Source organism: Salinisphaera dokdonensis CL-ES53, assembly GCF_040361215.1.
GTDB classification, from domain to species: domain Bacteria; phylum Pseudomonadota; class Gammaproteobacteria; order Nevskiales; family Salinisphaeraceae; genus Salinisphaera; species Salinisphaera dokdonensis.
In genome coordinates, this window is sequence record NZ_APND01000002.1 from 247483 (window position 1) to 267415 (window position 19933).

The 19933-nt window shown below is 65.0% G+C and carries 18 protein-coding genes; 6 read left to right on the forward strand and 12 right to left on the reverse strand.

Annotated elements, in window-relative coordinates:
• Positions 1 to 35: 35 nt before the first annotated feature.
• The 6 genes from ampE to SADO_RS07060 all read right to left on the reverse strand — a co-directional run bounded on the left by ampE (position 36) and on the right by SADO_RS07060 (position 7900).
• Positions 36 to 923: a regulatory signaling modulator protein AmpE gene (ampE, locus tag SADO_RS07035; RefSeq protein ID WP_353110430.1), complete on the reverse strand. Its 888-nt coding sequence runs from the start codon at positions 921 to 923 to the stop codon at positions 36 to 38.
• Complete coding sequence (ampD, locus tag SADO_RS07040) at positions 914 to 1477, reverse strand: 1,6-anhydro-N-acetylmuramyl-L-alanine amidase AmpD (RefSeq protein ID WP_353110431.1); 564 nt, start codon at positions 1475 to 1477, stop codon at positions 914 to 916. The genes ampE and ampD overlap by 10 nt, the downstream gene beginning before the upstream one ends.
• A gap of 4 nt (positions 1478 to 1481) precedes the next feature.
• On the reverse strand, positions 1482 to 3434 hold the full coding sequence (locus SADO_RS07045) for an Lnb N-terminal periplasmic domain-containing protein (RefSeq protein ID WP_353110432.1): 1953 nt from the start codon (positions 3432 to 3434) through the stop codon (positions 1482 to 1484).
• Between the two features lie 9 nt (positions 3435 to 3443).
• The gene (locus SADO_RS07050) at positions 3444 to 5237 is read right to left on the reverse strand and encodes an Lnb N-terminal periplasmic domain-containing protein (protein ID WP_353110963.1); all 1794 of its coding nucleotides are present in this window, start codon (positions 5235 to 5237) and stop codon (positions 3444 to 3446) included.
• A gap of 122 nt (positions 5238 to 5359) precedes the next feature.
• Complete coding sequence (locus SADO_RS07055; RefSeq protein ID WP_353110434.1) at positions 5360 to 5842, reverse strand: DUF3015 domain-containing protein; 483 nt, start codon at positions 5840 to 5842, stop codon at positions 5360 to 5362.
• A gap of 186 nt (positions 5843 to 6028) precedes the next feature.
• A complete protein-coding gene (locus tag SADO_RS07060; RefSeq protein WP_353110435.1) occupies positions 6029 to 7900 on the reverse strand; it encodes an OPT family oligopeptide transporter in 1872 nt (623 codons plus the stop codon).
• Positions 7901 to 8001: 101 nt separating this feature from the next.
• On the opposite strand from SADO_RS07060, the gene SADO_RS07065 reads away from it, so the two are divergent.
• Positions 8002 to 11124: a M16 family metallopeptidase gene (locus SADO_RS07065; protein ID WP_353110437.1), complete on the forward strand. Its 3123-nt coding sequence runs from the start codon at positions 8002 to 8004 to the stop codon at positions 11122 to 11124.
• Complete coding sequence (locus SADO_RS07070) at positions 11117 to 12271, forward strand: OmpA family protein (RefSeq protein WP_353110439.1); 1155 nt, start codon at positions 11117 to 11119, stop codon at positions 12269 to 12271. The genes SADO_RS07065 and SADO_RS07070 overlap by 8 nt, the downstream gene beginning before the upstream one ends.
• Before the next feature lie 117 nt (positions 12272 to 12388).
• Here the strand turns inward: SADO_RS07070 and SADO_RS07075 are convergent, their stop codons facing one another.
• Positions 12389 to 12712, reverse strand: a complete 324-nt coding sequence (locus SADO_RS07075; protein ID WP_353110441.1) for a hypothetical protein — start codon at positions 12710 to 12712, stop codon at positions 12389 to 12391.
• A gap of 102 nt (positions 12713 to 12814) precedes the next feature.
• Between SADO_RS07075 and SADO_RS07080 the strand changes: the two genes are divergently transcribed.
• Together SADO_RS07080 and SADO_RS07085 are read left to right on the forward strand one after the other, a co-directional pair.
• On the forward strand, positions 12815 to 13138 hold the full coding sequence (locus SADO_RS07080; protein WP_353110442.1) for a putative signal transducing protein: 324 nt from the start codon (positions 12815 to 12817) through the stop codon (positions 13136 to 13138).
• Positions 13135 to 13584, forward strand: coding sequence for a tRNA (cytidine(34)-2'-O)-methyltransferase (locus SADO_RS07085; protein ID WP_353110964.1), 450 nt, complete (start codon positions 13135 to 13137; stop codon positions 13582 to 13584). The genes SADO_RS07080 and SADO_RS07085 overlap by 4 nt, the downstream gene beginning before the upstream one ends.
• A gap of 12 nt (positions 13585 to 13596) precedes the next feature.
• Here SADO_RS07085 and SADO_RS07090 read toward each other — a convergent pair whose 3' ends face one another.
• The 5 genes from SADO_RS07090 to SADO_RS07110 all read right to left on the reverse strand — a co-directional run bounded on the left by SADO_RS07090 (position 13597) and on the right by SADO_RS07110 (position 17119).
• Entirely contained in the window at positions 13597 to 14286 is a 690-nt protein-coding gene (locus SADO_RS07090) for an HAD family hydrolase (RefSeq protein ID WP_353110444.1), read from the reverse strand.
• Positions 14286 to 14906: a CDP-alcohol phosphatidyltransferase family protein gene (locus SADO_RS07095; RefSeq protein ID WP_353110445.1), complete on the reverse strand. Its 621-nt coding sequence runs from the start codon at positions 14904 to 14906 to the stop codon at positions 14286 to 14288. Before SADO_RS07095 ends, SADO_RS07090 begins: the two co-directional genes overlap by 1 nt.
• Positions 14907 to 14990: 84 nt before the next feature.
• Positions 14991 to 16013, reverse strand: a complete 1023-nt coding sequence (locus tag SADO_RS07100) for an NAD(P)H-dependent glycerol-3-phosphate dehydrogenase (RefSeq protein WP_353110446.1) — start codon at positions 16011 to 16013, stop codon at positions 14991 to 14993.
• 6 nt (positions 16014 to 16019) lie between these two features.
• Complete coding sequence (gene secB, locus SADO_RS07105) at positions 16020 to 16520, reverse strand: protein-export chaperone SecB (RefSeq protein WP_353110448.1); 501 nt, start codon at positions 16518 to 16520, stop codon at positions 16020 to 16022.
• A gap of 167 nt (positions 16521 to 16687) precedes the next feature.
• Positions 16688 to 17119, reverse strand: a complete 432-nt coding sequence (locus SADO_RS07110; protein WP_353110450.1) for a rhodanese-like domain-containing protein — start codon at positions 17117 to 17119, stop codon at positions 16688 to 16690.
• A 134-nt stretch (positions 17120 to 17253) separates the two neighbouring features.
• Here SADO_RS07110 and SADO_RS07115 point away from each other — a divergent pair, with 134 nt between their 5' ends.
• Together SADO_RS07115 and SADO_RS07120 are read left to right on the forward strand one after the other, a co-directional pair.
• On the forward strand, positions 17254 to 18414 hold the full coding sequence (locus tag SADO_RS07115) for a murein hydrolase activator EnvC family protein (protein ID WP_353110452.1): 1161 nt from the start codon (positions 17254 to 17256) through the stop codon (positions 18412 to 18414).
• Positions 18415 to 18553: 139 nt separating this feature from the next.
• Positions 18554 to 19894: a S41 family peptidase gene (locus SADO_RS07120; protein WP_353110454.1), complete on the forward strand. Its 1341-nt coding sequence runs from the start codon at positions 18554 to 18556 to the stop codon at positions 19892 to 19894.
• Positions 19895 to 19933 lie beyond the last annotated feature (39 nt).

Sequence of the window (19933 nt, forward strand, 5' to 3'; positions counted from 1 at the left end):
TCGGACTCCCTCGGATGACGGTTTGGGCGCGGATGCTAGCGCAATACGCCGAAGATGGTCAGCAATGCCAACCCGGCCAGCAGCACCAGCAGCGACCGCGAGATCAGACCCAGCGCTTCGAGCAGCGTGTCGTTGAGGTAGCGATCGTAGCGGGGCGAATCCACGCGCGGAGACGACCCCAACGCACCGCGACCGACCGCCGCGAGCAGGCGCCAGCTTGCCGATGCACTGGCATGCGTGGTCGCCCGCGCCGACGGCCAGGCGCCCAGCGCGCCACGCGTATTGCCGACCAGTGCGTAGATCAGCACGCACAGACGCGCCGGGATCCACGCCGCCAGGCCGTGGACATATTCCGCCGTGCGCCGCATCGCGCGGGAACCGGTGCCACGTGCAGCCAGCGCCGGCAGCTCACGCACACTCCGATAGAACAGCGCCCCCGCCGGCCCAGCCACCAGGAACCAGAGCAGCACCGCCAGCACGCGTTCATGGCCCTGTATGAGCACTGCGCCGACAATCGTGCGGCCGTTGATATCGACAGCCGCGCGCCCGCTCGCCCGCCGGCAAAGCGACACAGCGCGCGCCTCGGCGCTGTCGTGGTCGGCTTCGCCCCGGGCATGGGCCAGCGCATAGACGTCTTCCCAGAGATCGCGCGGGCCGAAGGTGAGCATCAGGATGAACACGCCGAAGGCCAGCTGGAAACCCAGCCACAGATACTCGGCGATCGCCCATTGCAGCAGCGCCACTATGAGCACCGGCGGCACGATCACCAGCACGCCCGCGGGCTGGGCCAGCCAGCGGCGGCCGATACGGCTGCTTTCGATCAGCGCTACATAACGCGCGAACCCGTCGGTATCGCGCCAGCGCTTGAGCTGGCCCAACGCACGCTCGGCGAACAGCGCGATGACGATCACGATCAGGTGCATGCGCGCTCTCGCAGACGATGAAACAAGGCCCAGTCGAAAGCCGGACCGGGATCGGTCTTGCGGCCCGGCGCGATATCGCTATGACCGACGATGCGTGCCGGCGTGAGCGCAGGATAGGCCGCAAGCAATGCAGCCGTCGCACCCGCCAGCGCGCGATACTGCGCCGGCGTGTAGGGGCAATCGTCCGTACCTTCCAGCTCGATACCGATACCGAAATCGTTGACCGCCTCGCGCCCATCGAAACAGGAACGCCCGGCATGCCAGGCACGGTCGCCGAAGCCGACATACTGCGTGATGCGCCCCGCCCGCTCGATCAGCAGATGTGCCGAGACTTTCAGGTGGGCGATCGCCTGATAATAGGGATGTACCGCCGGATCGAGCCGGTTGGTGAACAGCGCATCGACCTGGCCGCGGCCGAAGCGGCCCGGCGGCAAGGTGATGCCGTGCACGACCAGTGTATCGACTGTGCTACGGCCCGGCCGCGCGTCGTGATTGGGCGAGCGCAGGTGGCGCACGCCGGTCAGCCAGCCGTTCTCGATCGATAACCGGTTCATACGGCTAAAAATACGCCTGCAGTCCGATCACCGCACGCACGCCAGCATCGACCGCGGTGTTCTCCCAGCCGATCTCGGTGCGCAGGCCGAGCTCGCGCGTGAGATTGAACTGCTGCTGGACCTTCGCCCAGCGGTAGTAACCATCGTCGCCGGCCAGGTATTCGAGCATCCCGGCCTCGGCCTTGATCTGCAGGTCGGGCATGGGATAGACCAGCACGCCCGTGCTCGCGCCGGCGCCGAGCGCATAGCCCGGCGACAGCGCGCTGTTGGCATCCAGCGAGCCCAGGCCGAAGACATAGCCGAGCAGTTCACTGTCGCCCCAGGCCAGCCCCGGCCCGCCTTGCAGGTAATAGCCGAGATTGTTGTCGACATCGTCGAACACGTTCGACGAGGGACGCCGACGCAGGCCGGTATCGATCTGGAACGAGACCGGCTGGAACAGATCGTTGCGCGGCGACAACGACACGATATTGAGCAGCTGCAGATCGTCGATGCGCAGTTCGCCGTCCTCCGGATCCACACGCAGGCCCAGGTCGAGGAAATTGATTTCGGCGCCGTCCGTATAGCCGCCCGGATCGTCGAGCAGATCGTGATAGGCCGGCCGCAAGCGCAAACCCAGCGACAGGTCGTCTGCTTCGTAGATCATCGACGAGGCCAGCCGCAGCGTGCGATGCCCCTGATCCGGCGGGGTCTCGGGCGTGGGGACCTCGGTGAACGGCGATGGCTGCCCGATACGACTGCGCTCAAGCAGGATTGCGTTGGCATGGGCCTGATCCGCCGGCGCCTTCTCCGGCTCGCTCTGCAGCCGGTAGTAGAGATAGTCGTGGGCGACTTCCAGCACCGCGGCGCGATCGGCCGGCGCGAGCGCCGTCAGACGGGCGTCGTCGAAGGCGACCTCGTCGGCCGCGAGTTCTCGCGCCAGGTCACGCTGGTCGACGTCGAGCTGATCGGCCTGCCAGCGCAGCGTGGTTTCCAGCGAGGGCCGGTAGCGCGGCGTTTCCATCAAGCCCGGCACGTCGGCAAGCGTGCGGATCGTATCGGCCGGAATCGCATACCAGGAATACTGCTCGGTCAGCTTCAGCTCGGGCCGGGCGACCTCAAGCAGGCTGAGCAACTGATAGGAGCAATTTTTGGTCAGGAAGTAATAGTCGAAGCGTACGCCGTCCATCTCCCAGAGATGATCGACCAGCCGCTCGGTCTCGGCGTCGTTCAGGTCGAGCGGATAGGCCCAGACGTCGCGGTGTTCGATCCAGGCGTATTGCTTGACCTTCTCGTAATAGGGAAACAGCCCGAATATGCCGGGATAGCCGCCGGTCAGGCCATGCCATGCAAACCCTAGGCCCTTGGCGTCGTCGCCCGCCGCCGCGGCAAAGTTCACCGCATAGGACAGCAGCTCGGTGCCGCGCGCCGCGCGTGACGAATCGATCCGCAGCAGCGTATGACCAAACATGGACGACGGGCTGTTCGGAAACGCGGTCGGGAAGATCAGGCTGATGCGATCCGGACTGAGGGCGGCCCGCCATTGCCGGTATTCGTTGCAGTCCGCACCGCCCAGCGCCTGCGGCGCCAGCCCGAGCGAACGCGTCAGAAACTTGCGCCGTGCGATGAAGACACAGGACGCGGGCTTGTCGCGGCCTTCGATATGCCGATCCTCGACGAGCGCTGCGAGCGTGGCATCGAGCTCGGCGGCCGGGTCGGTACGGCCCGCAGGTGAAAGAAAGAAATTGTCGCTGGCGACCGTGCTGTGCAGCCCGTCACCCAGCCAGTTGGCCTCGTAGTGCACCAGCGAACGCCATTGCGGGCTCGCCGCGAGATCCTGCTCGGCCGCGCGGGCCTGCAGGGCCGCCACGTCCGCGCCGGGCGACTCGGCCGCCGAGGCCACCCCGGCCCACCCCAAGCTCAAGATCAGCGCCCAGCCCAGAGCGGACACACCCGAAAACACCGCCAATCGCGCCATCAAGGAGACCTAGTCGAAAAAATGTCGGAACGACACGCTGCAACCCGTGACCGCATCGCTTTGCCAGGTCTCATGGCTGCATTCGCCGCGCAGCGCATTCTCGTGCGATACCGGCAGGTTGACCGTGAGGCCGGTACGCAGGCGAGAGAAATGCGAGGTGAATTCAAGCCATCGAGCGTGTACACCCCATTGTACGGACTCCGCCTGGAACGCGACGCCGATCTCGGCGCCCCCGCCGAGCGCGGCATCCGGGTTCGCGCCGCTCACGCTTTCCAGTCGGGCAACGGCAAAGACGTACGGGAACAGATCCCCGAAACGCCAGCTCGCGCCCGGCCCACCCTGGACGAATCCGCCCAACGCGCGCTCCTCATCGGCCACCGGCGCCTGCTCCAAACCAGCGTGCACGAACCAGGAAGTCGGCTTGATGAAATTACCGCGTGGCGCGAGCGAACGGATATTGACCAGATCGAGGCTTTCGAGGTCCAACCCCTCGTCCTCGTCGACGCGCAGCTGGATATCCAGCCCTTCGATCGCGGCACCGGGCAGAAAGCCGGTCATCGGATCAAACAGATCGTGGTAGGTCAGCCGGTAACCGAAGGACAGGAAATCACGGCCATCCTGGCGCCCGGCACCGAGCGTTGCCATCTGGGTGCCGTGACCGACCTCTGGTGCGGCCGGCGGCTCTATCGGCTCGGGTGCCGGCGCCGGATTGCGCTGGACGACCCGCAATAGCGCCAGGCTCTTGCGTGCCACATCGGGGTCGCGCGCGCCTTCGCGATTACGCAGCCGTAGCGCCTGATAGGCGAGCTGCGCCATGAGATGCCGGCGTGTCGGTGCATGCGCGGCAAAGCGCCTGCTATCGGCAAGATCAGGATCGTCTCGCAATGCCTCGGCGAGCGCGCGCTCATCGCGATCCAGTCGAGCGCTCAGTGCTTCCAGTTCGCCTGCCTTCGACGGGCGATAGCGGCGCTCCGCCACCAGATCCGCGGCATAGAGCGCGCGCACGGTATTCACCGGCAGCTCGGCAAAACGCAGACCGGTCATCAGGGGTGCGTGGGGCCGGCCCACCTTGATCAGTTCGAGCAGGCGAAAAGAGCAGTTCTCGTCGAAAAAGTAGTAGTCGAAATTGATCCCGCGCAGCTCCCATAGATGACGCACGACCCAGTCGATCTCGCCGGCATCCAGATCGAGGGCGTACTCCCACATGTCGCGGTTTTCTACGAAGGCGTAATCCCGGATCTTTTCGACATAGGAGGTCACCGAGAACTGCCCCGGGTAACCACCGGCCAGCCCGCGCCAGATATAGAACAGCGAGTTGTCCGCCCCGCCCGCCTGGGCGCCGAAGTTGATCGCGCGCGACAGCCAGACGGCATCGGGCTCGGGCGTGGCGTCCAGCCGCAGCAGCGTATGGCCGAACATCGACGAGGGACTGTTCAGATAGGCCGCAGGAAAGACCAGCACGAGCTGCCCGATCGGCATCTGCTCGCGCCAGGCGAGATAGTCGTCGCAATGCGCAAGAGGCGCAGCCTCGTCCCAACCCAGTTGCTCGGCCAGAAAACGATAGCGCGCGGGGAAACGGCAACGCACCTGGCCTTCCTCGGGCTCGAGCGCCTGCCATGTCGCCCGCAGCTCGGCCGCGGGATCGGCTTTGCCGTCCGCGGCTAGGAAGAAGTCATCGTCATCGACATAGCTGGTGCCGACACCACGTAGCGTCGCACCCGGATTGACGTGCATGAGCGCTTGCCAGCGCGGGGTGGCAGCCAGGGCCTTGAAATCCGGCGGTGGCGCGGCGCTCGCAACCATGCTCACGACAAGCGCGCACAACCCGATCGCGGCTCGTGCCGCAGGCATCAACGAAACGAAAGAGTGCAAGACAAAAAAATGCCCCGCCTCAACCGAGACGGGGCATGCCGACGAGCGGCTGATCAGGACACGTAGCGCGACAGGCGGTCGTCGTGCTTCATGACCGCGTTGATGTTCTCCATCACCTCGCCGGACGAGACATCGTCACGAGTGAAGATCTGGGCGAAGTTCTCGTGCATCACGCTGTTGAAGTGATCGCGATCCGATGCGTCGATCTGCATTGCGACGGTAAGCGCGGTCAGCGCCTCACCGTGACCCACGGCCATATCCTGGGCCACTTCTTCCAGCACACCGTTCATGGCGAGCAGGCTGTTGCCGCTATAGGTGAGCGTGCCGCCGGTATCGCAGCCGTTGGTACCGCTGGTCATGCCGAAGGTGGCATTGCCGGAGGTGCCGTTGACGATGGTTGCCAGCAGATGTGCCGGCAGGCCGCTGGAACCTTCGAAAAGCAGGTTACCCCAACCACAGCCTGGGCCACCCGGGGCCACAGCACTTGCCGACATGCTCGACCCAAGCAGGGCAGCAGCAACGATGATTTTCTTCATTTTTATCCCCTGATAACGAAAGGTTTTTGTTCGTTTTATCGCCCTCCCTTATCGAGGCGGGCTGAAATCACTATAGCGCGCCTGTCGTTCCTGTAAAGGATCGCCGCAAAAGCCCGGCCGCAACATATGTTTGCGACCGGACTGGAGCAGGCATAAGCACCACCGAAAACCGCCCATTCATGAAAACTAGGTCGGCGATCGACCGCGAGTAGCGCGCGCCAGATTCCATAACCAGAGCCCCAGCCCGAGCATCAGAACAAGGCCCGGCCACGCAGCCGGCAGGCCACCGATATTCAGCGCAAGCACATCGCTGCTGCCGAAGAACGCGACTGGCAGGGCAATGAAGATGCCCATCAGCGCCTCGCCGGTAATGATGCCGGCAGCCGCCAGCAGGCCGCGTCCTTCGCGGGCGGCACCGCTGCCGCCGAGCCAGGCGACCAGCCCGCCGAAAGCGATCGCCATGGAGAGCGACAACGGCAAGTAAAGCCCCAGCGCTACCGCGAGCACCGGCATGCGAAAACCACTGCCCCGTCGCCCGAGCACGGTGTCGAGCGCGATCGTGGCCAGCGCCATCACGCCACCACCGATCACCCAACCCCAGGGCAGATCGCCGCCGAATACGCCGCGTACGACTGCCACCATCAAACTGGCCTGCGGCGCCGGCAGCGCGTTGGGATGGGCCGCATCCGACACGCCAATGCCATAGGCGTGCAGCAACAGCGACAACACCGGCGAGAGCACGCATACCGCCGCGATCACGCCCAGCATCTGCGCCAGCTGCTGGGCCGCCGGCGACGCGCCGAGAATGGCGCCCGCCTTGAGATCCTGCATGTTGTCGCCGCCGATCGCAGCCGCACAGCAGACCACTGCACCCACGATGATCGCGCTGGCCGGGCCCGCCGTCTCCGCACCGAAGAACATGAAGAGCCCGAGCGCTGTTATCAGGATGGTCGCGATCGTCACACCCGAAACCGGATTGTTGCTCGACCCAACGAGACCGGCCATATAGGCCGCCACCGCCGAGAACAGAAAGGCGGCCGCGAGCATCAGCAGCGCGACCATTGCACCGCCCACCACGGAATCCAGCAGCACCGCGTAGAGCGCGATCATCGGCAACGCTAAAAACACGAGCAGCGTGACCAACAGCCGGCGTGGCAGATCGCGCTGGCTGGGCAAAACGGTCTCGCCGGTCTGCTTCAGGGCACCGAACAGCTGGCCGCGCAGCGTCCACAGCGCGGCAAGGCCGCCGACCAGCATCGCGCCGACGCCCAGATAGCGGATCTGGTCACTCCAGACCTGCTCGGCACCGGCCACGCCGGTCGCGATATCTGCGCCGCCGAAGGCCATCACCAACGGGATCGCTATCCACCAGGCGAACACGCCGCCGAGCAGAATCGGCAAGGCGACGTTGATGCCGACGATATAACCCACCGCCAGCAACGCCGGCGACAGATAGCTGCCGACATAAACACTGCTCTGCTGGCCAATCGAGAACGCCGTCTCCGCCACGCCTTCCCAGACCTTGAGGCCGCTATCTGCCAGCTTGGCCAGCGCACCGATCCCGGCGCCGACGAGCAGCGTGCCAATGCCCGCGACGGCCTTGCCGCCATAACCGGCCTGCAGCACTGCCGCCGTGGCCTGGCCTTCCGGAAAGGCCAGCGAACTGCCATCGACCAGAGCGCGCCGCAACGGCACCGTCATGATCACGCCCAACAGGCCGCCGACACCGGCGATCAGCACGGTCTGGAAATAAAGGAAATCCGACCAGTAATCGAGCATCACCAGGGCCGGCAGGGTGAAGATCACGCCCGCCGCGATCGCCTCGCCCGCGCTGGCCGCGGTCTGCACGATGTTGTTTTCCAGAATATTGGCATCGGCGAACAGGCGCAGAAGGCCCAGCGACAGCACCGCTGCCGGGATCGAAGCGGAAACCGTCAGGCCCGCAAAGAGTCCAAGGTAGGCATTGGCCGCGGAAAGAATCACGGCCAGGAGCACCCCGAGCACGGCTGCTCTGATCGTCAACTGCCCCTTGAACATCGAGGATGGTCCCGTGCTCATCACAACCTCCCCTGCGACGTTCGGATGCTAGCGCCCAGGCACCCTGATAAGCTCGCGACAGTGCGCTCGTGACGCACCCTATTCAAAAGGACTGACTCTTCATGCGGATACGACTCCTGCTCTGTCTGACGCTGCTGGCCGCGGGGTTCACGACGGGTTGCGACAATACGAACGTGGGCAACACGAGCGACAGCCGCAACGTCCTCGAACGCGCCTGGGCCCAGATCGAGAATAGCTTTTCCGGCAAGCCATCGTCAGCCGCGACCAAACCCTCCGCCCAGAGCCCGACTGCACCAGCCGGCCCGAACGACGCTCATGGCGCCGCGCCACAGCAGCCCGCGCCGGCCGTTGAAAAACAGCAGGATGCTTCGCATACCGAGACCAACGCGCCCGCGCCGGAAGCTACGCCCACTGCCGACGCGCCCGACAGCCCACAGCCGGCAGCGACCGCCGAAGCCAAGGGCACCGATGCTGTGGAGTCCTCCGAAGATCGCGCCGAACCCGAGTCGGTGCAAATCCCGGACGTGGATATCGGCTACAAGAAATACGTGCTCGACAACGGCCTGACGCTGATCGTGCATACCGACCACAAGACACCCATCGTGGCGGTCAATATCTGGTACCACGTCGGTTCCAAGAACGAAGGCCCCGGCCAGCAGGGCTTCGCGCATCTGTTCGAGCACCTGATGTTCCAAGGCAGCGAACACTGGCAAGGCGAATACTTCGAGCCCTTCGAGCGCGCCGGCGCGACCGACATGAACGGCACCACCAACGTCGATCGCACCAACTACTTCGCCAGCGTGCCCACGTCCGCGCTCGACATGGCGCTGTGGATGGAATCCGATCGCATGGGCCATTTCCTTGGCGCCATCGACAAGAATCTGCTCGAAGAGCAGCGCGGCGTGGTGCTCAACGAAAAACGTCAGGGCGACAACCAGCCCTACGGCAAGGTGTTCGACACCATCCCGCCGAACACCTACCCGGCCGGGCATCCCTATTCCTGGTCGACGATCGGCTCGGAAGCGGATCTCAACGCCGCCTCGCTGGAAGACGTCAAGGACTGGTTCAAGCGCTACTACGGCCCATCCAACGCGGTGCTCGTACTCGCCGGCGATATCGAACCGGAAGACGCCAAGACCAAGGTCGAGCAGTATTTCGGCAGCATCGAACCCGGCCCGCCGGTCACCCAGCAGAAGCGCTGGGTCGCGAAGATGAGCGGCGAACATCGCCAGGTGATGTTCGATCGCGTGCCGCAGGCACGGATTTACAAGGTCTGGAACATTCCGCCGACCGGCGCGCCGGATACCACGCGCCTGCAGATCACCGCCGACCTGCTTGCCGGCTCCAAGAACAGCCCGCTGTACAAGACGCTGGTCTACGACCAGCAGATCGCGACCGACGTATCGGCCTTCGTCTGGGACAAGGAGATCGGGTCGCAATTGATCGTCAGCGCGACCGCGCGGCCCGGCACTGAGCTGGAAACCATCGAGAAAGTGCTGGACACCCAGATGCAGCGCTTCATCAACGAAGGCCCGCCGGCCGACGCCGTCGATCGGGCGCGGGCACGCTTTGGCGCCTCTTTCGTGCGCGGCATGGAAAGCGTGGGTGGTATCGGCGGCAAGGCCGATATCCTCGCCCAGGGCGAGATCTACGCAGACGATCCCGGCGCCTACCGCCAGGAACTGGAAATCCTGCGCACCGTCACGCCGGAAGACATCCAGATGACGGCCGCGAAATGGCTCTCGGACGGCGTTTACGTGCTGTCGGTGAAACCCTTCGGCGATCGCAAGGCCAAGGGCGAGGACGTCAATCGCGACAAGCTGCCCGAGATCGGCGAAACACCTGACCTCGACCTGCCCGAAGTGCAGCACGCCACGCTGTCCAACGGCCTGAAGGTGCGCCTGGCCGAACGCCACAGCGCGCCCACCGTGCAGATGCGCATGGTCTTCGATGCCGGCTATGCCGCCGACCCGGCCGACGCCCCCGGTACGGCCAGCCTGACGATGGGCATGCTCGATGAAGGCACGGCCAGGCGTGATTCGCTGACCATCAGCTCCGATCTCGACGCGCTCGGTGCGGAGTTGAACACGGGCGCGTCCCTGGATTCCGCAACCCTGAGCCTGTCCACGCTCAGCACCGCGCTCGACCCGTCGCTGGATATCTACGCCGACGTGATCCGCAACGCGAGCTTCCCCGAGAACGAGTTCGCACGGCTCAAGAAACAGCGCCTGGCCAGCATTGCCCAGGAAAAACGCCAACCGACCAGCCTCGCGCTGCGCACGCTCGGTCCGTTGCTCTACGGCAAGGACCACGCATACGGCATACCGCTGACCGGCTCCGGCACGCAGGCGGCGATCGAGAACATGCAGGTCGCCGACGTGCGTGCCTTCGCCGATAGCTGGCTGCGCCCGGACAACGCCACGTTGGTGGTGGTCGGCGATACGACCATGGAAGACCTCAAGCCCATGCTCGAGGCACACCTCGGCGACTGGCAGGCCAGCAACGACGAGCCACGCCCCGAGAAACGCCTGCCCGAGATCACGCCGCCGGAAGAGCCGCATATCTATCTGGTCGACCGGCCCGGCAGCAATCAGGCCACGGTGATCGCCGGCAACGTCGCGCCGCCCAAATCCAGCGACCAGGATGTCGCCATGGAAACCGTCAACGCGGTACTCGGCGGCATGTTCAACTCACGCCTGAATCTGAACCTGCGTGAGGACAAACACTGGTCCTACGGCGCCCGCAGTCTGCTCATGGACGCCCGCGCCCAGCAGCCGTTCGTGGCCTACGCGGCGGTGCAGATCGACAAGACAGCGCCCGCCATGCAAGAGATGCGCAAGGAGCTGACCGCGATCCGCGATGACAAGCCGATCAGCGACAGCGAGTTGTCGGCCGCACAGGCCAATCTCACCCGTAGCCTGCCCGGCGAGAACGAAACCACGCCGGCACTGGCGTCGACGCTGACCGATTCGGTGGTGTTCGATCTGCCGGACGACTACTACGAAGACTACGTGCGGCGTATCCGCGGGCTGGAACAACCCGCGCTGGCGGAGGCCGCGCTCTCCATGATCGACACCGAAGGGCTGACCTGGGTGGTCGTGGGCGACCTCAGTCAGATCGAGGACTCCATCCGCAAGCTGGGATGGGGTAAAGTCCGCACGGTGGACCCGGAGACACTGGAAACGTCGACCGGGGATTCCGTTGAGGGGGAAAAGGATGAATAGGCGGGTGTGGAGTCGCTTTACCGCGACGCTGCTGCTGGCTGCCTGCGCCACGCAGGCATTGGCCGTCGTCGAACGCGAGGACATCATCGTGCTCGCGGCTGACGGCCTTCGCTATACAAGCTACAAGACGCTGCGGTCGGACCTGGCCGAGCGGGTGCTATATCTGGGCCCGGACGAGGCGCCCGAGGACGCCGTGTTCATCGTACCGGACGACTACGCGTCGACGCCGCTGGACGATGGTGGAACCCGCCTGCACTTCCAGAGCGGCAGCTTCGCGCTGATGAACACCGGCGTGTTCGATGCCGAGGTCGAGCGCAAAGCCAACGGCATCCGCGTATTCACCAGCTGGGACGGCGTCACGCGCAGTGACGGCCACCTGGGCAAGTGGAATGCGCCGGACGACTTCTCATCGTTCTCGTACACCTGGGTGGTGCCGCGCAATATCGACATACTGGCTTATCAGGCCAATCGCTCCGGCACCTGGGAAAAGCGCGAAAACACGCTCAACTGGACCGGCAAGCAGGTCAACGATATCGCGTTCACGATCCGTTACCGCGTGAACGACCCGGACGCCGGCGCTGCCCCGGCGGCGAAGCCGCGGCCGACCCAACCGGCGCCGCAGCAGACCGCACCGTCGAAACCCAAGCCGCAGCCGAGCTATTCCGGCAACGGGCTCGAGACCGCGCCATCAACAAGCTTCGATAGCAAGCCGCCGCAGGCCGGCGGAACGCCTTCGCAGGCCAAGCCGCAACAGCCGACCACGTCCGAGCAGGACAAGCCGGCGCAACCGAGCAATGTCGATCCGAAGCCGCGCAGTGTCACGCTCGACAGCGTAGTCACGCTCGCCGACGGCCGCCCGCAGGTCACCGCTCGCGGACAGGGCGTGCTGCGTCGCCTCGCCGGCGCGCTCGCCACCGACAACACGCGACGCGTGGTCATACACGGCCCCGGCTTTACCGACAGCCGTGATACCGGCGGCTCGGTGGCGCAGGCCGCTCGCGTGTCGGACTTCCTGGCGGCGCACGGCGTGGCCGAGGAACGCATCGAGATCCGGGCCGGCAAGCGGGCCGACGATGCCACCGGCCGCACGATCGAAGTCACCGTCGAGCCCGGCGGTCTGCTCGACGCTTTCTCGGAAAAGCGTTAGAGCGTAGATCCGCTGGCGTCGGCAAACGCCGCGCACTAAAAAGCCGGGCCCGATGGCCCGGCTTTTTTATTTGCATCAGCCGCCGCTATAAACGCCGGCTCGCCCGGCGCAAATAAATCAGCGAGCGGGACTGCTCGCCTGAAAGTTGCCCAGCGGCCGAACAAAGGTATATTTGCCCGGCTCGACGACCAGACGATTCCCGGCATCAGCCGCATTCATGCCGAGCAGCGAGAACGGCAGGGAGACCACGAACAGGCCCGCGCCCAAAGTGGTCGCCACCAGACTGACCGGGCGAACCAGCACCATATCCACGCCCATCGCTGCTGCAGACGGCGGCCCGGGCGAGGCATAATCATCAATGGCCGAGGCGGGGCCGGCCAACCCGAGCCCCAGCGCGGCCACGAGAACGATAAGCGCGCGGCGCGCGGAGAAAACGGTCATGACTCAAACCCCCTTTGACTACGTGCAGGTCACATTAGCAAAGCGCCCCCGCAAGTCAATCGGCGGCGCACCGCCGGTGCCCGCGGGCCGACAAGCGGCGTCATGAGCGCCCGTAAAGTCTATCTCGCAGCGGACCCGGTCAACGCCGAAATCGCGAAGGACATGCTCACCAGCCACGGCATCGAGGCTCATGTGCGCAACCAGTATCTCTGGGGCGGCATGGGCGACCTACCGGCTGACGTCTACCCGAGCGTGTGGGTCGATGAAGCCGACGACTACGATGCTGCGCGGCGTCTTGTGCTTGATCTGGAGCGGGGTCCGGTCCGTAACGGCCGTCCCTGGCAATGCCCTAAATGCAGCGAGTATCTCGACGCGCAGTTCGAACAATGCTGGAACTGTCAGACCGCCAAACCGGCCGACGCCTGATGCATATCGTGCTGCACCAACCCGAGATACCGCCCAACACGGGCAACGCGATTCGGCTGTGCGCCAATATCGGCGCCACCCTGCACCTGATCCATCCGCTGGGTTTCTCCATCGACGACAAGCGCATGCGTCGGGCCGGGCTCGATTATCGCGAGCAGGCCGTAATCCGTGAATGGGACGATTACGACGCCTGGCGCGCGGCGCATTCACAATCGCGCGTGTTTGCCGCAACCAAACGCGGCACCACCCGTTACGACCAGATCGCCTACCGCGCCGATGACGCCCTGCTGTTCGGCTGCGAGACCCGCGGCCTGCCGGACGCGCTGGTCGCGCAGGCCGACGCCGCGATCTACCTGCCCATGCGGGAAGGCAATCGCAGCATGAACCTGTCCAACAGCGTGGCGGTGGCGGCGTTCGAGGTCTGGCGCCAGGCCGATTTCGCCTAGCGCGACAATCCGCTAGCGGCGCAGATCCTGTTGATCATGCTTGGCGGGCGCCGTCATCCGGTCGAGCAGCACTTCCCAGCCCGCGCCATCAGCCACTTCGGACAGATGCTTGTCCGGCTGCACCGCCACGGCCTCCTCGACCACGCGAAACAGATGCGCATCCGTGATGGAATCGCCAAAGGCGACCGCGGTTTCCAGCGACAGTCCGGTTTCACGCGCCAGCGCCTCGGCCGCGTCGATCTTGGTCGGACCGTAGGGATGGCGAACCGGCGGCGCGGCCGTGTAGTGCCGGCCATCGGTCGCGCACAGCGCTGCATGACTGTGTCCCACGCCCAGCGATTCGGCCAGCGCATCGGCAATGAACTGCGGTGTACCCGACAGCAGGGCAATGCGATCGCCTGCAGCCTGATGGGCACGCAGGCGCTCCAGCGCCGGGGGGTACAGGGCGGGCGATAGGCGCGTGGCAACGAAATCGCGCGCGAGCGCGGCAATTTCGGCTTTCGTATGCCCGCTCAGATACGCCTTGTTCTTCTGCATGACGTGCCGGCCGTAACGCGGGAAATAACGCAGGCAGAACCAGGCGAACGCGAGCAGCTGGCGCACGCCGAGCGCGCCCTCATCCCACAGATAGCGCGCAAAGCGCGCTTCCGAGCTCGCGCCCGGCACGAGCGTGCCGTCGATATCGAACAGTACGAGTCGCATCAGGCCTTGCCCGCCTGCGCGCCGGGGCGCGCGTTGGCACAGAATTCGACAATCACCGGCAGACCGCGGGCGACACAGATCGCCGCCGATGCCCAGGCCAGCGCCAGGCCGATACCGTTGAGCACCGACCCGTAGCTATCCCAGAACTCGGGCGCGAGGAACGGCGCCGGCTGCCAGGCCAGAATCCAGGCGAAGGCGACCGCCTTGAGCACGGCGTAGAAACCGCGCATGAAGCGCCCCGCGACCAGGAACCGCCCGATCGGCGACTGCATCATGTCGAAAGCGGCGGTACCCGACTGCGCGCCCTTGCTGCGAATCGCGTCCACAAGGTTGCCGCGAATGATGAACAACAGCGGGATCCACACACCAATGAAACCCAGATGGGCAAGCACGACCCAGAGCACGGTTTCGACGATCCGGTCAATCGCGATATCGAAGGTCGCGCCGAACAGCGACTCCTCGCCGAAACGGCGCGCAACCCAGCCATCGACGCCATCCAGGGCGATGATCAGGATCGTGAGTGGCGCGTTGATCAGCTGCAGCGCGGGCGCGCCGGAGTAGACGATGCCCAGCAGCACGAAGAGCAGCAGAAAACGGCCGAAAGTTACCCAGTTCGCCATGGCCCGAAAATCTTTTTGAGTGGTTCTTGGTGCGATCTAAAAACTTGCAGCGACGCGGATTACGCCAGCGTCGACTGTCATATTTTAGTCTTTTTCGGCCCGGAACGGGCGATCCGTCAATTTACGCACGGCATCGCGGGGCGCGACGTCCTCGTGCAGAACACGATAGGCCTGGGTCGCAATCGGCATTTCCACGCCCAGTTGCTGGGCGATACGGTGTACTTCGCGCGCCACGCGCACACCTTCGACCACCTGCTGGATCTCGTGCTGCGCCTGCTCGACATCATGCCCTGCCGCCAGCGCCAGACCCATGCGGCGATTGCGTGACTGGTCGTCGGTGCAGGTCAAAAGCAGGTCGCCAAGACCGGCCATACCGGTGAACGTACCGCGCTCACCGCCGAGCTTCTCGCCGAGGCGCATCATTTCGGACAACCCGCGGGTGATCAGCAGCGCCCGTGCATTCGCGCCATAGCCAAGCCCGTCGGATATGCCCACCGCGATGGCGAGCACGTTCTTGACCGCACCGCCCACGCCCACGCCGATGACGTCGGTGGCGGTATAGACGCGAAATACGCCGTCGTGGAAGGCACCGGCCATATCACGGGCAAAATCGGCATCGCCGGACGCGATGGTCACCGCGGTGGGCATGCCCTGGCCGACTTCGCCGGCAAAGCTCGGGCCGGACAGTACCGCTGTCTTGCGATCGGCGCCGAGCACTTCGGCGGCCACCTGATCGGGCAGCAGCGCAGACTCGGGCTCCAGGCCCTTGGTCGCCCAGATCACCCGGCGGGTATCGCCAAGCAGCGGCGCGAGCTGCTCTAGGCAGACACGCAGGGCATGGCTGGGCACGACCACGAGCACGTCGTCTGCAGCCGCGACGGCCGCAGCCATATCCGGCTCCGGCGTCAGGGTCTCGGGAAAGGGACAACCGGGCAGATAGCGGCTGTTTTCGCCGGCATCGGCCATGGCTGACACGGCGGCCGTATCGCGCGCCCACAGCCGGACATCGTTGCCGTTACGAGCGAGCTGAATAGCCAGCGCGGTGCCCCAGGAGCCCGCGCCCAGCACGGCCATGCAGCGATTGGCATTGTCGTGCGGCGCAGTCATCGTCAGCTAGTGCGTGGCGCTGCCAGCGTCGGTCGGCTGGCCGCCCTGGTTGTTCTGATGCTGGGCATAGAGCAGATCGAAATTGACCGGCTGCAGCAGGAAGTGCGGAAAGCCCGCGCGCTGAACCATGTCACCCACGCTTTCGCGAATATAGGGAAACAGGATCGACGGGCAGTAGCTGCCCAGCAGATGACCGCGTTCCTTGTCGTCGTCAAAGCCTTCGATCTGGAACACGCCGGCCTGCTGCACCTCGACGATATAGGCGGTGCGCTCGCCCTGCTTGGCGGTGACCGTGACGGTCAGCGTGACCTGATGGGTTTCGCGGCTGAGATTCTCGATGCGCGTGTTCAGATCGACGTTGACGTCCGGCTTGTATTCCTCGGTGAACACGCGCGGCCCGTTGGGCACCTCAATGGATGCGTCGCGAATATAGATCTTCTGCAAGCCGACCTGGCGCTGGGGTTGACTGCTGCCTGCGGCCTCGCCCTGCCCGTTCTCTTCGGCCATGTTCGCCTCCTCGTTCGCCTGTATTGAATATCGTTTCGCTCGTCGCAGCATGCCACCGCGCCAAGCGACAGAAGGCACAAATCGCGATTTGCTCCTTCGAAAAACCCGATCACGTCATCGCCGCGGCAAACCGCGCCGAATATCGCGACCCGGAAGTGTTTCGTCCGCTACTTGCTGGTCACCGGCATGCCGTCGGCCTGCCAGGCGTTGATGCCGCCCTTGAGCGCATGCGCGCGACTGTAGCCGAGCTTGCGCAGCTTGGCGGCAGCCTGCGGCGCCACGTTACCGATACCGCAGTAGCAGATGATCACACGATCGGTGTTCTTGCTGATTTCCTTGGCGCGCTCCTCGATGCCGGCCATCGGTACATGCTTGGCATTGAGGATATGGCTTTTCTTGAAGTCGGCCGCTGAACGCGTGTCCACGACCACGGCGTCATCGGTGTTCATCAGCCGCACGGCCTCGTTGGCCGGAATCGGCTTCTGACCCTTGACCGTGCGCAGACCCTCATTGACCGCCAGCGCAATCAGCGCGAGCACCAGCCCACCCCAAAGGAAGGGATGATTGACGACGAATTCCTGAATCTGCTCCATGTCCATGGCGTGTACGGTCCAAATCGGCCTCAAAGGGGCCGGTGAATTCAAGATCGAGAGGTGCGCGGGCCGCGCGCCGGCCGCGATTATTGCATACCGGGCGCCGCGCTCGCGCATGCGCCTGCCTTACAATGGCGCCCATGCGGTCTGTTCTGTTCGCCGGCATCTGCCTGCTCGCTCTCGCTGTGGCCAGCCCCGTGCTGGCCCAGAGCGACGACGCGCGCTCTCAACGCGCGCGTGCCGAGCTGGATGCCCTGCGCGACCGGATCGATACGGTACGCCAGCAGATCGCCGCCGACCGCAGCCAGCGCGGCGATCTGTCCAGCCGCCTGTCCGCCACCGAAGCCGAAATCAGCGCCGCATCCAAGCGCCTGCGCTCACTCGACGACCGGATTCGTGACGCCCGCAAGCGCGTCGAGCAGCTGACCCGCCGACGGGACGACGAACGCGATCGCCTGGCCGACAAGCTGGCGGGCCTGCGCGATCAGGTTCGCGCCGCCCATGCGAGCGGGCAGATGGACAAGATGCGCCTGCTGCTCTCGGGCGAGTCGCCCGAAAAACTCGGCCGCATGCTCGTCTATTACGAATATTTCGCGAATGCGCGTACCGAGCAGGTCACGTCGCTGCGTACGGCACTTGCCGACCTCGCCATCCGCCAGAACGCGCTCAAGAACGAAGAGGACGAGCTGGCGCGCCAACGCAGCGCGCGCGCCAGCACGCTCGACAGCCTGAAATCGAGCCAGGCCCAGCGCGAGCAGGCCATCGCCGCGCTCGATCGACAGCTGTCGAACAAGCAGGCCAGCCTCGAGGAGATGAAGAACGACGAGCAGCGCCTGCAGCGCCTCATGGGTCGGCTACAGAACCAACTATCGAGCCTGCCGCCGGTTACGCCCGGCGACGACACGCCCTTCGGTCAGCTCAAGGGCCGTATGCGCCCGCCGGTCAGCGGCCAGGTGCTGGCGCGCTTCGGCACCAGAAAGGCGGGTGGACCGCTCAAATGGCAGGGCCAGTGGCTCGCTGCAGATGCAGGCGATCCGGTCAATGCGGTCGCCGGCGGGCGGGTGGTCTATGTCGGCTACATGCACCGCTACGGCCTGATCGTCGTGCTTGATCACGGCAACAACTACTACACGCTTTATGGCCATGCCGAGAGCGCGTATGTGGAAGTCGGCGACCGGGTCGAGCGCGGCCAACCCGTGGCCAAGGCCGGACACAGTGGCGGCCACGCACGCGACGGCACCTATTTCGAGTTGCGCAAGGGCCGTACACCGATCAATCCCTCGAGCTGGCTGGCCGGCTAGAAGTCACACGCGACTGCCGGAAATCGGCACGCATTATGCTATCTTTTAACCGCATTATTCGCGTATCGGACACGTTCAGATATTGACGCGCGCACTGCGCGTTCGGGCCGATGGGAAGGCCTCAGGGGAGTCAGGATTCATGCGATCGAAAACCCGCAGCTCGCTGCTGATTGCGCTGGGCGTGGTCATCGGCGTGATCGTGAGCATTGGCCAGGGGGGCTGGGCCGAGCGTAGCGACCGCAACGACGACAACGGCGATATCGCCGCCCACGGCCTGCCGCTGGACGAGCTGCGCACCTTCGTCGAAATCCTCAACCGCGTTAAGCAGGGCTATGTCGAGGACGTCTCCGACCAAACGCTGCTGGAAAACTCCATCCGCGGCATGCTCGACGGGCTGGATCCGCATTCGGCGTATCTGAACAAGGAAGAATTCAAGGAAATCTCGATCTCGACCTCCGGCAAGTTCGGCGGCCTGGGTATCGAGGTGCAGATGCAGAACGGCTTCGTGCGCGTGGTCACGCCGATCGACGACACGCCCGCGAGCAAGGCCGGCATCGAAGCCGGCGACCTGATCATCCGTATCGACGATACCGCCGTGAAGGGCATGACCCTCATGGACGCGGTGAAGAAGATGCGCGGCAAGGCCGGCAGCGAGACCACCCTGACCATCCTGCGCGAAAAGCGCGACGAGCCGTTCAAGGTCACCCTCGAACGCGCCGTGATCCGGGTACAGAGCGTGAAGTCACGGATGCTCGATGACGGCTATGGCTATGTCCGTATCACCCAGTTCTCGAGCCAGACCGGCGACAATCTCCAGCGCGAACTCAAGAACCTCGAAGACGAGGCCAAGGGCCCGTTGCGCGGCATCGTGCTCGACCTGCGCAACAATCCGGGCGGCGTGCTGAGCGCCGCGGTCGACGTCGCCGACACCTTCATCAACGCAGGCGGCATCGTGTCTATCCGCGGGCGCGCACCGAATACCGACCAGCAGTTCGACGCCACACCGGGCGACATGCTCGACGGCGCGCCTATTGTCGTGCTGGTCAACGAGGGCTCCGCCTCGGCTTCCGAGATCGTGGCCGGCGCGCTGCAGGACGACAGCCGCGCGGTGATCATGGGCACGCGCACGTTCGGCAAGGGCTCGGTGCAGACCATCGTGCCGCTGCAGAATGGCGCCGCACTCAAGTTGACCACCGCGCGTTATTACACCCCGAGCGGTCGTTCGATCCAGGCTGAAGGCATCGAGCCCGACGTCGGCATCCAGAACGTCAACGTCACCGCGGCCGAGTCCAGTGGCATCGCACCGTTCTCCGAAGCCGATCTGGCAGGGGCGCTGGCCAACGATACCGTCGATACAGAGACGGCACTGACACCGACCGAGAACGGCGACAAGAACAACGGCCTCGCGGCGTCGGACTACCCGCTCTACGAAGCGCTGAATCTGCTCAAAGGGCTACATATCCTGCGCTCGCGCGAATAGCGCGGGCCGGAAGTCACTGCCGCCTATTCTGGCGGCAGC